Origin of the sequence: Streptomyces sp. NPDC059832, assembly GCF_042731715.1 — a bacterium.
Lineage (GTDB): Bacteria > Actinomycetota > Actinomycetes > Streptomycetales > Streptomycetaceae > Streptomyces.
Genome location: NZ_JBHWIY010000043.1, coordinates 37014 through 50088, shown reverse-complemented (window position 1 = coordinate 50088; position 13075 = coordinate 37014). Strand labels below are relative to the sequence as shown.

General features: G+C 71.4%; 14 protein-coding genes. 11 read left to right on the top strand and 3 right to left on the bottom strand.

Going from position 1 to position 13075, the window contains the following annotated elements:
* The 4 genes from ACFV8T_RS40280 to ACFV8T_RS40265 all read left to right on the top strand — a co-directional run.
* Window positions 1-209 (top strand): flavodoxin-dependent (E)-4-hydroxy-3-methylbut-2-enyl-diphosphate synthase (locus ACFV8T_RS40280; RefSeq protein ID WP_385337438.1); only part of this gene is annotated, 209 nt, incomplete at its 5' end.
* A gap of 200 nt (window positions 210-409) precedes the next feature.
* Window positions 410-1255, top strand: a complete 846-nt coding sequence (locus ACFV8T_RS40275; RefSeq protein ID WP_385337436.1) for a GNAT family N-acetyltransferase — start codon at window positions 410-412, stop codon at window positions 1253-1255.
* A gap of 64 nt (window positions 1256-1319) precedes the next feature.
* Window positions 1320-1889, top strand: coding sequence for a GNAT family N-acetyltransferase (locus ACFV8T_RS40270; RefSeq protein WP_385337433.1), 570 nt, complete (start codon window positions 1320-1322; stop codon window positions 1887-1889).
* 148 nt (window positions 1890-2037) lie between these two features.
* A complete protein-coding gene (locus ACFV8T_RS40265; RefSeq protein ID WP_385337430.1) occupies window positions 2038-3732 on the top strand; it encodes a proline--tRNA ligase in 1695 nt (564 codons plus the stop codon).
* Between the two features lie 58 nt (window positions 3733-3790).
* Here the strand turns inward: ACFV8T_RS40265 and ACFV8T_RS40260 are convergent, their stop codons facing one another.
* Genes ACFV8T_RS40260 through ACFV8T_RS40250 form a run of 3 tightly spaced genes read right to left on the bottom strand, consistent with a single transcriptional unit; the run spans window position 3791 to window position 5755 of the window.
* Complete coding sequence (locus tag ACFV8T_RS40260; RefSeq protein WP_385337427.1) at window positions 3791-4696, bottom strand: aminoglycoside phosphotransferase family protein; 906 nt, start codon at window positions 4694-4696, stop codon at window positions 3791-3793.
* Window positions 4697-4724: 28 nt separating this feature from the next.
* Entirely contained in the window at window positions 4725-5243 is a 519-nt protein-coding gene (locus ACFV8T_RS40255; protein WP_266427436.1) for a ferritin-like domain-containing protein, read from the bottom strand.
* Complete coding sequence (locus tag ACFV8T_RS40250) at window positions 5240-5755, bottom strand: hypothetical protein (protein ID WP_385337424.1); 516 nt, start codon at window positions 5753-5755, stop codon at window positions 5240-5242. The genes ACFV8T_RS40255 and ACFV8T_RS40250 overlap by 4 nt, the downstream gene beginning before the upstream one ends.
* A 177-nt stretch (window positions 5756-5932) precedes the next feature.
* On the opposite strand from ACFV8T_RS40250, the gene rimP reads away from it, so the two are divergent.
* From rimP to truB, 7 genes are all read left to right on the top strand, one after another.
* Window positions 5933-6430, top strand: a complete 498-nt coding sequence (gene rimP, locus ACFV8T_RS40245) for a ribosome maturation factor RimP (RefSeq protein ID WP_266427442.1) — start codon at window positions 5933-5935, stop codon at window positions 6428-6430.
* 2 nt (window positions 6431-6432) lie between these two features.
* Complete coding sequence (gene nusA / locus ACFV8T_RS40240; RefSeq protein ID WP_266427444.1) at window positions 6433-7473, top strand: transcription termination factor NusA; 1041 nt, start codon at window positions 6433-6435, stop codon at window positions 7471-7473.
* Window positions 7474-7582: 109 nt separating this feature from the next.
* A complete protein-coding gene (locus ACFV8T_RS40235; RefSeq protein WP_385337420.1) occupies window positions 7583-7861 on the top strand; it encodes a YlxR family protein in 279 nt (92 codons plus the stop codon).
* A 147-nt stretch (window positions 7862-8008) separates the two neighbouring features.
* Window positions 8009-11116: a translation initiation factor IF-2 gene (gene infB / locus ACFV8T_RS40230; RefSeq protein WP_385337417.1), complete on the top strand. Its 3108-nt coding sequence runs from the start codon at window positions 8009-8011 to the stop codon at window positions 11114-11116.
* 167 nt (window positions 11117-11283) lie between these two features.
* Window positions 11284-11580: a DUF503 domain-containing protein gene (locus tag ACFV8T_RS40225; protein ID WP_266427449.1), complete on the top strand. Its 297-nt coding sequence runs from the start codon at window positions 11284-11286 to the stop codon at window positions 11578-11580.
* Window positions 11581-11605: 25 nt separating this feature from the next.
* A complete protein-coding gene (rbfA, locus tag ACFV8T_RS40220; RefSeq protein WP_266427452.1) occupies window positions 11606-12058 on the top strand; it encodes a 30S ribosome-binding factor RbfA in 453 nt (150 codons plus the stop codon).
* Window positions 12055-12951 carry a tRNA pseudouridine(55) synthase TruB gene (truB, locus tag ACFV8T_RS40215; protein ID WP_385337414.1) on the top strand — a complete coding sequence of 299 codons (897 nt, stop codon included), beginning with the start codon at window positions 12055-12057 and terminating at the stop codon, window positions 12949-12951. Before rbfA ends, truB begins: the two co-directional genes overlap by 4 nt.
* Window positions 12952-13075: the final 124 nt, after the last annotated feature.

The window sequence follows — 13075 nt, the reverse complement described above, 5'->3', positions numbered from 1 at the left end:
TCGTCAATGGTCCGGGTGAGGCGCGTGAGGCGGATCTGGGTGTTGCCTCGGGCAATGGCAAGGGGCAGATCTTCGTGAAGGGCGAGGTCATCAAGACGGTGCCCGAGTCGAAGATCGTCGAGACGCTGATCGAAGAGGCCATGAAGATCGCCGAGCAGATGGAGAAGGACGGCATCGCCTCGGGCGAGCCCGAGATCTCCGTCAGCTGAACCACGACGTCGGCTGAACCACGACATCGGTCGAACCACGACTCGCACCACAGCGCCCCGCCGGACGGACACCGACCGGCGGGGCGCCGCCGTGAGCGACCTCACGGCCACCGCGGAGCCTGTTCGCAGGCACGGGCGGCACGGATGAGCCGCTTCGGTTAAAGTGCGGAAATCAGCAGACCGTATGGTGAGGCCCCCTCGTGTTGACGCAGACCACCACCCGGGTCCTCGAACCCAGCGACCTCGGTGCCGCTCTCGCCGTCCTGGAGAGCGAGCCCGTCGCCAACGCCTTCGTGACGTCCCGGGTCCAGATCGCAGGTCTCGACCCCTGGCGCCTCGGCGGCGAGATGTGGGGCTGGTACGCCGACGGCCGACTCCGCTCGCTCTGCTACTCGGGCGCCAACCTCGTCCCCATCTGCGCCACCCCCGAGGCCGTCCGGGCCTTCGCCGACCGGGCCCGCCGGGCCGGCCGCCGCTGCTCCTCGATCGTCGGCCCCGCCGAACCCACCGCCCAGCTGTGGCGGCTGCTCGAACCCGGCTGGGGACCCGCCCGCGAAGTCCGGGCGAACCAGCCGCTGATGGTCACCGAGAGCCCGTCCGCCGACGTGACCCCCGACCCCCTGGTCCGCCGGATCCGCAAGGACGAGATGGACGTCCTGATGCCGGCCTGTGTGGCGATGTTCACCGAGGAGGTCGGCATCTCCCCGCTCGCGGGCGACGGCGGACTCCTCTACCAGGCCCGCGTCGCCGAGCTCATCGGAGCCGGCCGCTCCTTCGCCCGGATCGAGGACGGCAAGGTCCTCTTCAAGGCGGAGATCGGCGCCGCGACCCCGCAGGCCTGCCAGATCCAGGGCGTCTGGGTCGCCCCCGAACACCGCGGCCGCGGACTCTCCGAAACCGGCATGGCCGCGGTCCTGCGCTACGCGCTGGCCGATGTCGCCCCCGTGGTCAGTCTCTACGTGAACGACTACAACACCCCCGCGCGCCGGGCCTACGCCCGGGTCGGCTTCCGGGAGACCGGCGCGTTCATGAGCGTGCTGTTCTGACCGGCCGGTCACCGGCTTCACCGCCCCGTACCCCGTACCCCGCCCCGGCCAGTAGGGTCGGCGCATGGCAGCAGTTTCCGGGGGCGGCCCCCGCACTCCCAGCGTCCGGATCGGGCCGATCGATCTCGCAGCGCGCGTGGACGAGGCGCTCTCCGTGCAGGCCGTCGCCTTCGGCCTGGGTCCCGAAGAGGTCGAGGTACGACGCCATATCGTCCTCAGACACCTCGACCACCCCCGCGCCCGCGCCCTCGGCGCCACCACCGCCGACGAGCGGCTCGTCGGCTTCGTCTACGGCATGCCGAACGAACGCGGCCAGTGGTGGTCCACCGTCGTCGAGCCCTACCTCCGCGCCACCGGCAGCGTGCACTGGCTCGACGACGCGTTCGTCATCACCGAACTGCACGTCCTGCCGGAGTTCCAGAACCGGGGCATCGGGCGCACGCTGATCACCACCATCACCGACGCCGTCGACCAGCCCCGCTCCATCCTCTCCGCCATCGACACGGAGAGCCCGGCACGTGGCCTGTATCGCAGTCTCGGCTACCAGGACCTGGCCCGGCAGGTGCTCTTTCCCAGCGCTCCCGAGCCGTACGCCGTGATGGGAGCCCCCCTCCCGCTGCGTCGCAAGGGCTAGGGCCTCTCGTTCGGATCATGCCGGGCTCGCGTGCCCCGGTGCCGCGCATCGCCGGTCACGGCACCGGCACCGCGGACAATGGATTTCCGCCCACCCGTACCGCCCGGCTAACCTCCTGCACATCACCCTTTCCGAGCAGGAGTTCACCATGGCCCAGGTCCAGCGCATGTCCCGATTGATGATCAAGACACTGCGCGACGACCCGGCCGACGCCGAGACGCTCAACCACAAGCTGCTCGTCCGGGCCGGATACGTACGTCGCACCGCGGCCGGAATCTGGACCTGGCTGCCGCTCGGCAAGAAGGTCCTGGAGAACATCACCCGCGTCGTCCGCGAGGAGATGGACGCCATCGGCGGCCAGGAGGTCCTGCTTCCCGCGCTGCTGCCCAAGGAGGCGTACGAGGCGAGCGGGCGGTACGACGAGTACGGCGACCTGCTGTTCCGGCTCAAGGACCGCAAGGGTGCCGACTACCTCCTCGGCCCCACCCACGAGGAGATCTTCACCCAGGTCGTCAAGGACATGTGCTCGTCCTACAAGGACCTGCCCGTGATCCTGTACCAGATCCAGACCAAGTACCGCGACGAGGCCCGTCCCCGGGCCGGCGTCCTGCGTGGCCGCGAGTTCCAGATGAAGGACTCGTACTCCTTCGACACCACCGACGAGGGTCTCGCCGAGGCGTACCGGCTCCACCGCGCCGCCTACATCCGGATCTTCGAGCGGCTCGGCCTCGACCACCGCATCGTCTCCGCCGTCTCCGGTGCCATGGGCGGATCGGCGTCCGAGGAGTTCCTCGCGCCCGCCCCGGCCGGTGAGGACACCTTCGTCGACTGCCCCGCCTGCGACTACGCCGCCAACACCGAGGCCGTGACCTTCAAGGCCACTCCCGCGGACGGCTCGGCGCACGGCCCCGTCGAGGAGCTGGACACCCCCGACACCCCGACCATCGAGACGCTCGCCGCGCACCTCGGCGTCCCGGCCTCCGCGACCCTGAAGAACCTGCTGGTCAAGGTCGACGGCGAGATCGTGGCCGTGGGCGTGCCGGGCGACCGCGAGGTCGACCTCGGCAAGCTCGGTGAGCATCTCGCCCCCGCCGTCGTCGAGCTCGTCACCGCCGAGGACTTCGAGGGCCGTCCCGACCTGGTACGCGGTTACGTCGGCCCGCAGGGCCTGGAGAAGGTCCGCTACATCGCCGACCCGCGCGTCGCCCCCGGCACCGCCTGGATCACCGGCGCCAACAAGGAGGGCAAGCACGCGAAGAACGTCGTCGCGGGCCGTGACTTCGAGGTTGCCGACTACCTGGACGTCGTCGTCGTCGAGGCCGGCGACCCCTGCCCCAACTGCGGCACCGGCCTCCAGGTGGACCGCGCCATCGAGATCGGGCACATCTTCCAGCTCGGCCGCAAGTACGCCGACATCTTCTCCCTCGACGTCCTCGGCCAGCAGGGCAAGCCCGTCCGCGTCACGATGGGCTCGTACGGCATCGGCGTCTCCCGCGCGGTGGCCGCCCTCGCCGAGCAGACCGCCGACGACAAGGGCCTGTGCTGGCCCCGCGAGATCGCCCCGGCCGACGTGCACGTCGTCGCGGCCGGCAAGGCGCTCCAGACCGAGCTGGCGCTCGATGTCTCCGAGAAGCTGAACGCCGCGGGCCTGCGCGTCCTGGTCGACGACCGTCCGGGCGTCTCGCCCGGCGTCAAGTTCACCGACTCCGAGCTCATCGGCGTCCCGAAGATCCTGGTCGCCGGCCGCCGCTCGGCCGAGGGCGTCCTGGAGCTCAAGGACCGCCGCACCGGTGAGCGCGAGGAGCTCACCGTCGACGAGGCGATCGCCCGCCTCACCGCCTGACACCGCAGAAAGCCGCAGGCCCCCGCGCACCGCGCGGGGGCCTGCGGCCTGTCGGTCCTCAGAGCCAGCTCGCGAACTCCAGTGTCAGCTCGCCCTCCTGGCGGCGGCCGGCCGTCAGCGCCCGGGTCCCCGACTCCACCGCGCGGAACAGCGTCCAGCCGTGCAGCCGCTCCCGGTCCACGTCCAGCGAATCGGCGAGCTTCTTGATCCGACGGCGGGCCGTCACCGGGCCGCCGGGCGAGGCGATCAGGTCCTCGACGCGGTCGCGCACCAGGCGGGCCAGGTCGTAGGCGCGCTCGCCGACCAGCGGCTCGGGGCCGACCGTCAGCCACGGCGCCCGCTCGCCGGCCAGCACCTTGCTCTGGCGGAAGTTGCCGTGCAGCAGCAGAAGTTCGGGGGAGTGGGCGACCAGCTCCTCACGCGCCGCGAGCGCCGCGGAGACCAGCGGCTCCAGGCCCGGGTCGGTGGCCGCGCAGGCGCGCATCGGCCCGATCCGGTGCCCGGTCCGTTCGGCGACCGTCTCGAAACCGTGCCCGGCCGGCGGCTCGACCCACAGCCGGCGCACCGTCCCCGCGGCTTCGAGCAGCGCCTTCGCCTCCGGCAGCGAGCGCAGCGACACCTCGGGGTGCAGTCGCTCCAGCAGCAGTGCGCCGGGGCCGGCGGCGATGAGCTGGACCGCGCCCCAGCCGTTCCAGTGGGCCAGTGCCGCCCGCTCCAGCTCGGGTGCGGCCCCGGGCGGCGCGATCTTCAGGGCGGCCGGGGTGCCGTCGGAACCCGTCACCAGCAGGACCAGACTGCTGCGGCCCCCCGGGGCGGCAACCCGCTCCACGGTCGGCTTCCGTCCGGTGGCGGACAGCGCTTCCTCGGTCAGTGCGGGAAGCTGCGCGAGCCAGTCGGCGGCGGCCGCATCCCCGTACGACTCGCCCAGCGCCCGCACCAGACGCTGCGGCGGTTCGAAACCCATACGTGCTTTGTTCCCTTTCAGAGCTTCTTCAGTGCGCCGCGCCGGACCCGTTCGTCACATCGGCCCCGCTCTTCGCACCGGACCCGGCGTTCGCGGCTGTCCCCGCCTTCGCGCCGGTGCCGTCGGCGGACCGCTCGACGAGCCCGGGAAAGGCTACGCCGCTGCCCCGCCAGCGGACCGCGCGCACCGCGGCCTCCCGCAGCGCGTCGGCCGCCTCCCGCCTGAGCGGCCCCTCGGCGGCCCGTACGAGATCGGAGTACACACCGGCGACCCGGTCCTCCAGCACGGCCGCCAGCCGCACCGCCGCGGCCGGGTCCGGCACCGCGAACGGCAGAGCGTACGCGGCCTGCGCCGCCACCGGCTCGCCGCCCAGTCCGCGCACGGTCCGCGTCAGCGCGTCGCGCCGGGCCCGGTGCGCGTGGTACGCCGCCACGGCCTCGGCCCGGCGGCCCTCGGCGACCCGGCCGCCGACCACCCCGTACCCGTACACCGCCGCGTGTTCGGCGGCCAGGGCCGCCTGTGCGGCCTTCCGTGTCCCGGCACTCATGACGAGGTCTCCTTGGCCAGTTCGGTCAGCAGATAGACGTGGGCCGCCCCCGCCGCCGCGATCGACGCCAGCAGCCGGGCCAGCTCCGGCGGGGCCTCCATGAGGGCCGCCAGGTGCGCGTCCGCGGCACGGCGCTCCGCCGCGGCCAGCTCCTTGAGACCGGCCGCGCGCGACCGCGGGAGGGCGGGCGGCCGCCCGCCGGCCGGCGCCAGCGCCTCGGCATGGGCGCGTACGGCGTCCCGCAGCGGCGAGAGCCCCGCGGCGGTCGCCGGGTGGGTCCTGATCACCTGCTCGTACCCGCCGAGCAGTTCCAGGCTGGTACGAGCGGCGGCTGCCCGGATCCTCTTCTCCGCCCGCGCAGCGGAGGCCTGCTCGGCCGCGGTCGCCGCCCCGGACCGGCCGGAGTCCTTCCCGTGCCCCGGCCCGTCACCGCAGCCGGCCAGCACCGCCCCCAGGGCGAGCGCTCCCGTCGCGGTGAACGCACCTCTGCGCGTCGTCCCCGTGCGCCGCACCTGTTCTCCTTCGAGCCTGTACCTGACTTGACTGGATCTGTCCTGAAGTGATCACCGCAGGCGAGCGTACCCGCGGCCGGGGAGCCGGCGGACGGCAACACCCCTCGGGACCGGATACCCTTTGACCTGACACGCGACGATCCCCACAACAGCACACGCGGCCGAGGAGTCACCCGGATGAGCACCACCCAGAGCGAGAGGCTGCGCGGGCTGCTCGAACCGCTCGTCAGCGCCGAACAGCTGGATCTCGAAGAGATCGAGGTGTCCCGGGCCGGTCGCCGCCGCGTGCTGCGGATCATCGTGGACTCCGAGGAGGGCGTCGAGCTGGACGCCTGCGCCGAGCTGAGCCGCGCGATCTCCGAGAAGCTCGACGAGACCGACGCGATGGGCGACGGCGAGTACGTCCTCGAAGTCAGTTCCCCCGGTGCCGACCGTCCGCTGACGGAGCACCGCCACTACGTACGTGCCACGGGCCGCCTGGCCAAGCTGCATCTGCACGAGGGCGGCGAGCTGGTGGCCCGCATCCTCGCCGTGGACGAAGAGGGTCTCGACCTCGAAGTGCCGGGCGTCAAGGGCCGCAAGCCCACGTCCCGCCGGGTCGCCTTCGACGAGATCGCCAAGGCGCGCGTGGAGATCGAATTCAGCCGCAAGGACAAGAAGGAAGAGGAGGCGTAGCCGTGGACATCGATGTGAAGCTCTTGAAGGGCTTGGCACAGGACAAGGAGATCCCCTTCGACGTGCTCGTCGAGGCGATCGAGTCGGCCCTCCTCATCGCCTACCACCGTACCGACGGAAGCCACCGCCGCGCGCGAGTGAAGCTCGACGAGCGCGGCCATGTGACGGTGTGGGCGAAGGAGGACCCGGCCGACCTCGAAGAGGGCCAGGAGCCCAAGGAGTTCGACGACACCCCGTCCGGTTTCGGCCGGATCGCCGCGACCACCGCCAAGCAGGTCATCCTGCAGCGGCTGCGCGACGCCGAGGACGACAAGACGTTCGGTGAGTACGCGGGCCACGAGGGCGATGTCGTCACCGGCGTCGTCCAGCAGGGCAAGGACCCGAAGAACGTCCTGGTCGACATCGGCAAGCTGGAAGCGATCCTGCCGGTGCAGGAGCAGGTGCCGGGCGAGGAGTACACCCACGGCCTGCGGCTGCGTACGTACGTCGTACGGGTCGCCAAGGGCGTGCGCGGCCCCTCCGTGACGCTGTCGCGGACCCACCCCAACCTCGTGAAGAAGCTCTTCGCGCTGGAGGTGCCGGAGATCGCGGACGGTTCCGTCGAGATCTGCGCCATCGCCCGCGAGGCCGGCCACCGCACCAAGATCGCGGTCCGTTCGACCCGCTCCGGGCTGAACGCCAAGGGTGCCTGCATCGGCCCGATGGGCGGCCGTGTGCGCAACGTCATGGCCGAGCTGCACGGCGAGAAGATCGACATCGTGGACTGGTCGGACGACCCCGCCGAGATGGTCGCCAACGCGCTGTCGCCCGCACGGGTGAGCCAGGTCGAGGTCGTCGACCTCGGCGCCCGGTCCGCCCGGGTCACCGTGCCGGACTACCAGCTCTCGCTGGCGATCGGCAAGGAGGGGCAGAATGCCCGCCTCGCCGCCCGTCTCACCGGCTGGCGCATCGACATCCGTCCGGACACCGAGACCGACGCCGAGCGCGACGTCGCCGACCGGGAGCGGGCCGAGCGGGCCCGTGAGCGGTCCGAGCGCCGCTGACCCGGCCCGCAGGGAATACATCCCGGCGGAATGCCGCTGAGATCACGACAACATCCGTTCGATTTTTGCCCCAAAGGGGTGAGGTCGGTGCGGGGAGGTAGACTTAGACGTGTCTGGCCGGACGCAGGCCCGTGCTTGCCCTGAGCGAACGTGTGTGGGATGCCGGGAGCGGGCGGCCAAGAGCGATCTGCTGCGCATCGTCGTGGACGGGGACGCCTGCGTCCCCGATCCTCGCGGTACGCTGCCCGGCCGGGGTGCCTATGTACACCCCGCCTCCGTCTGTCTGGACCTGGCGGTTCGCCGCCGGGCCTTCCCCCGGGCCTTCAAGGCCAAGGGGCCGTTCGACCCCGCCGCAGTACAGCGGTTGGTCGAGCGGGTGACACCGTAGGAAATGAACGGCACGGGACCCCGTGCGGTCAGGTACCTCGCGAGTTGGAAGTAGGTCGAGATTGCGATGAGCACTCGATGAGTACGCGATGAGTACGCCCATGAAGTAGCGACGGTCCGGCGGTAACCCGGACCTAAAAGGAGCGAAGTGGCTAAGGTCCGGGTATACGAACTCGCCAAGGAGTTCGGCGTCGAGAGCAAGGTCGTCATGGCCAAGCTCCAAGAACTCGGTGAATTCGTCCGTTCGGCGTCCTCGACGATCGAGGCGCCGGTTGTACGCAAGTTGACTGACGCACTGCAGGGGCCCGGCGGCAACGCCGGCAAGTCCGCTGCAAAGCCTGGCGCGCCCCGCAAGGCGACGCCCGCAAAGCCCGCAGCGCCCTCCCCGGCCGCTGCGGCACGTCCCGCTGCCCCGAAGCCCGGCGCCCCGGCCCCCAAGCCGGCCCCCGCCGCTCCGGTGAGCAGCACCCCCGCAGCGCCTTCCGCGCCGTCTGCCGGCCCGCGTCCGGGCCCGAAGCCCGCGCCCAAGCCCGCTCCGGTGACCCCGGTGCCCGCCGCCGAGTTCTCGGCTCCGGCTCCGGCCCAGCAGGCTGCCCCGCAGCAGCAGGCCCCGCGTCCCGCGGGTGCCACCCCCGGTCCCCGTCCCGCCCGTCCGGCCCCGGCCGGCGGTCAGCGTGACGGTGGCCAGCGCGACGGCGGCCGTGGTGGCGAGCGTGGCGGCGACCGCCCCGCACGTCCCGCGGGCCAGGGCGCACACCCCGGGCGACCGGGCGGCGCGCGCCCGGCCGGTCCCCGTCCGGGCAACAACCCCTTCACCTCCGGTGGCTCGACGGGCATGGCCCGTCCGCAGGCGCCCCGTCCCGGCGGCGCCCCGCGTCCCGGTGGCGGCCAGGACCGTCCGGGCGCCCCGCGTCCGCAGGGCGGCCCCGGTGGCGCTCCGCGTCCCCAGGGTCAGGGCGGTGCCCGTCCGACTCCGGGCGGCATGCCCCGTCCGCAGGCTCCCCGTCCGGGCGGTGCCCCCGGTGGTAACCGTCCGAACCCGGGCATGATGCCGCAGCGTCCCGCTGCCGGCCCGCGTCCCGGTGGTGGCCCCGGCGGTGGCCGTGGTCCCGGTGGCGGCGGTCGTCCCGGCGGTGGCGGCGCAGGCCGTCCCGGCGGCGGTGGCTTCGCAGGCCGTCCGGCCGGTCCCGGTGGCGGCGGCGGTGGCGGTTTCGCCGGTCGTCCCGGTGGCGGCGGCGGTGGCGGCGCGGGCCGTCCCGGCGGTGGCGGCGGCTTCGGCGGTCGTCCCGGCTTCGGTGGACGTCCCGGCGGCCCCGGTGGCCGTGGTGGCACACAGGGTGCGTTCGGCCGTCCCGGCGGTCCCGCGCGTCGTGGTCGCAAGTCGAAGCGGCAGAGGCGCCAGGAGTACGAGGCCATGCAGGCCCCGTCGGTGGGCGGCGTCATGCTGCCTCGCGGCAACGGACAGTCCGTCCGTCTGTCGCGCGGTGCCTCCCTCACCGACTTCGCGGAGAAGATCAACGCCAACCCGGCGTCGCTCGTCGCCGTGATGATGAACCTCGGCGAGATGGTCACGGCGACGCAGTCCGTCTCCGACGACACCCTCAAGCTGCTCGCGGACGAGATGAACTACGTCCTCGAGATCGTCAGCCCCGAGGAGGAGGACCGCGAGCTGCTCGAGTCCTTCGACATCGAGTTCGGCGAGGACGAGGGCGGCGAAGAGGCCCTGGTCTCGCGTCCGCCGGTCGTGACCGTCATGGGTCACGTCGACCACGGTAAGACCCGACTGCTGGACGCGATCCGCAAGACGAACGTGGTCGCGGGCGAGGCCGGCGGCATCACGCAGCACATCGGTGCGTACCAGGTCTCCTCCGAGGTCAACGGTGAGGACCGCAGGATCACCTTCATCGACACCCCCGGTCACGAGGCGTTCACCGCCATGCGTGCCCGTGGTGCGAAGTCCACCGACATCGCGATCCTCGTGGTGGCGGCGAACGACGGTGTGATGCCCCAGACGATCGAGGCGCTGAACCACGCCAAGGCGGCCGACGTGCCGATCGTGGTCGCGGTCAACAAGATCGACGTCGAGGGCGCCGACCCGACCAAGGTGCGCGGTCAGCTCACCGAGTTCGGTCTGGTGGCCGAGGAGTACGGCGGCGACACGATGTTCGTCGACATCTCCGCCAAGCAGGGCCTCAACATCGAGGCTCTTCTGGAGGCCGTCGTCCTCACCGCCGACGCCTCGCTCGACCTGCGGGCCAACCCGGAGCAGGACGCGCAGGGTATTGCGATCGAGTCCCACCTCGACCGCGGCCGCGGTGCCGTTTCGACCGTCCTGGTCCAGCGCGGCACGCTGCGCATCGGCGACACGATGGTGGTCGGCGACGCGTACGGCCGTGTCCGGGCGATGCTCGACGACAACGGCAACAACGTCGAGGAAGCGGGTCCGTCGACCCCCGTCCTCGTGCTCGGTCTCACCAACGTCCCGGGTGCCGGCGACAACTTCCTGGTGGTCGACGAGGACCGTACGGCCCGTCAGATCGCCGAGAAGCGTGCCGCCCGTGAGCGCAACGCCAACTTCGCCCGCAAGGGTGTCCGGTTCTCCCTGGAGAACCTGGACGAGGCGCTCAAGGCCGGTCTGGTCCAGGAGCTCAACCTCATCATCAAGGGCGACGCGTCCGGTTCGGTGGAGGCTCTCGAGTCCTCGCTGCTCCAGCTCGACGTCGGCGACGAGGTCGACATCCGGGTCCTGCACCGCGGTGTGGGTGCGGTCACCGAGTCGGACATCGACCTGGCGACCGGCTCCGACGCCATCGTCATCGGCTTCAACGTCCGCGCTGCCGGGCGTGCCCAGCAGATGGCGGAGCGCGAGGGCGTCGACGTCCGCTACTACTCGGTGATCTACCAGGCCATCGAGGAGATCGAGGCGGCCCTCAAGGGCATGCTCAAGCCGGAGTACGAAGAGGTCGAGCTCGGTACGGCGGAGATCCGCGAGATCTTCCGCTCGTCCAAGCTGGGCAACATCGCCGGTGTGCTGGTCCGCTCCGGCGAGGTCAAGCGCAACACCAAGGCGCGCCTGCTGCGCGATGGCAAGGTCATCGCGGAGAACCTCAACATCTCCGGTCTGCGCCGCTTCAAGGACGACGTCACCGAGATCCGCGAAGGCTTCGAGGGCGGTATCAACCTCGGAAACTTCAACGACATCAAGATCGACGACGTCATCGCGACGTACGAGATGCGCGAGAAGCCGCGAGGCTGATCCACGGGGAATTCCGGGGGAGACCCCCGGATCTCTCTTCAACAGTCGGGGCCGGTCGACGGGTCATATTTCCGTCGATCGGCCCCGGCCGTTCCGTGTACGGTTCTGGTGTCCCCGCCAAGCACTGGCAGGGCGCGAACCCGAACCGGCGGGACATCCGGACACACATGTATGTGGGGACACTGTCCTTCGATCTGCTTCTCGGCGACGTACGGTCGTTGAAGGAGAAGCGCTCCGTCGTCCGTCCGATCGTCGCCGAGCTCCAGCGCAAATACGCGGTGAGCGCGGCGGAGGTGGGCGGTCAGGATCTCCATCGCAGGGCCGAGATCGGCCTTGCCGTGGTCTCCGGGGACACCGGACACCTCACAGATGTTCTGGACCGGTGCGAGCGGCTGGTGGCCGCACGCCCGGAAGTGGAGCTGCTGTCCGTACGACGGCGGGTACACAGCGACGAAGACGATTGAGCAAGGCGAAGAAGGAGACGGACCAGTGGCCGACAACGCGCGGGCGAAGAAGCTGGCGGACCTCATCCAGGAGGTGGTCGCCGAGAAACTGCAGCGCGGTATCAAGGACCCGCGTCTGGGTACGCACGTGACTATCACGGACACCCGGGTCACCGGTGACCTGCGGGAGGCCACGGTCTTCTACACGGTCTACGGCGACGACGAGGAGCGGGCGAGCGCCGCGGCCGGTCTGGAGAGCGCCAAGGGCATCCTGCGTTCGGCGGTCGGAGCGGCGGCGGGGACGAAGTTCACCCCCACCCTGGCCTTCGTGGCGGACGCCCTGCCGGGCAACGCCAAGGCGATCGAGGACCTCCTCGACCGGGCGCGTGCCTCGGACGCACGGGTGCGCGAGGCGTCCTCGGGCGCCACGTACGCCGGTGGTGCCGACCCGTACCGCAAGGCGGACGACGAGAACGACGAGGACGCCGCCTCCGAATGACATCGCAGAAAACGCCGGACGGCCTTGTCATCGTCGACAAGCCGTCCGGCTTCACTTCGCACGACGTCGTCGCCAAGATGCGCGGCATCGCCCGGACCCGCCGGGTCGGCCACGCCGGCACGCTGGACCCGATGGCGACCGGCGTTCTCGTGCTCGGTGTCGAGAAGGCCACCAAGCTGCTGGGCCATCTCGCACTGACCGAGAAGGAGTACCTCGGCACGATCCGGCTCGGCCAGGACACCATCACGGACGACGCGGAGGGCGAGATCACCTCGTCCACCGACGCGTCCGGTGTGACCCGGGACGGCATCGACTCCGGGGTCGCCGCCCTGACCGGACCGATCATGCAGGTGCCGTCCAAGGTCAGCGCCATCAAGATCGACGGCAAGCGGTCCTACGCGCGGGTGCGCGGCGGCGAGGAGTTCGAGATCCCGGCCCGGCCGGTGACGATCTCGTCCTTCCGCGTCTACGACGTCCGCCCGGAGGTCGCCGAGGACGGCACACCGGTCGTCGACCTGGTCGTCTCGGTGGTCTGCTCCTCGGGTACGTATATCCGTGCGATCGCCCGGGACCTCGGTGCCGGGCTCGGCGTCGGCGGGCATCTGACCGCGCTGCGGCGCACCCGGGTCGGTCCCTACGGCCTCGACGCGGCGCGGACGCTCGACCAGCACCAGGAGAAGCTGACCGTGATGCCGGTGGCCGAGGCCGCCGCCTCGGCGTTCCCCCGCTGGGACGTGGACGAGAAGCGGGCCAAGCTGCTGCTGAACGGCGTACGGCTGGACATGCCGGCCTTCCCGCCGGGACCGGTCGGCGTCTTCGGGCCCGACGGGCGGTTCCTGGTCCTCGTCGAGGAGCAGAAGGGCAAGGCCAAGAGCCTCGCCGTATTCGCCTGACGGGCGGACCGGTCCTTCGGGACCGCATCGTGGAGCGGGCGGGGCAGTCCCTGCGCCCGCTCCACGATCCCCCCACATGGTCTGTCCACCGGGCGCCATCAATTCACCCCAATGGGCAGGCGCT

What these genes read in the sequence shown, in the direction of transcription:
- truB (WP_385337414.1), top strand. Translation starts at nt 12,055, where the DNA reads ATGACATCGCAGAAAACGCCGGACGGCCTTGTCATCGTCGACAAGCCG.
- rimP (WP_266427442.1), top strand. Translation starts at nt 5,933, where the DNA reads ATGAGCACCACCCAGAGCGAGAGGCTGCGCGGGCTGCTCGAACCGCTC.
- ACFV8T_RS40255 (WP_266427436.1), bottom strand. Translation starts at nt 5,243, where the DNA reads ATGAGTGCCGGGACACGGAAGGCCGCACAGGCGGCCCTGGCCGCCGAA.
- ACFV8T_RS40265 (WP_385337430.1), top strand. Translation starts at nt 2,038, where the DNA reads ATGGCCCAGGTCCAGCGCATGTCCCGATTGATGATCAAGACACTGCGC.
- ACFV8T_RS40270 (WP_385337433.1), top strand. Translation starts at nt 1,320, where the DNA reads ATGGCAGCAGTTTCCGGGGGCGGCCCCCGCACTCCCAGCGTCCGGATC.
- ACFV8T_RS40260 (WP_385337427.1), bottom strand. Translation starts at nt 4,696, where the DNA reads ATGGGTTTCGAACCGCCGCAGCGTCTGGTGCGGGCGCTGGGCGAGTCG.
- ACFV8T_RS40225 (WP_266427449.1), top strand. Translation starts at nt 11,284, where the DNA reads ATGTATGTGGGGACACTGTCCTTCGATCTGCTTCTCGGCGACGTACGG.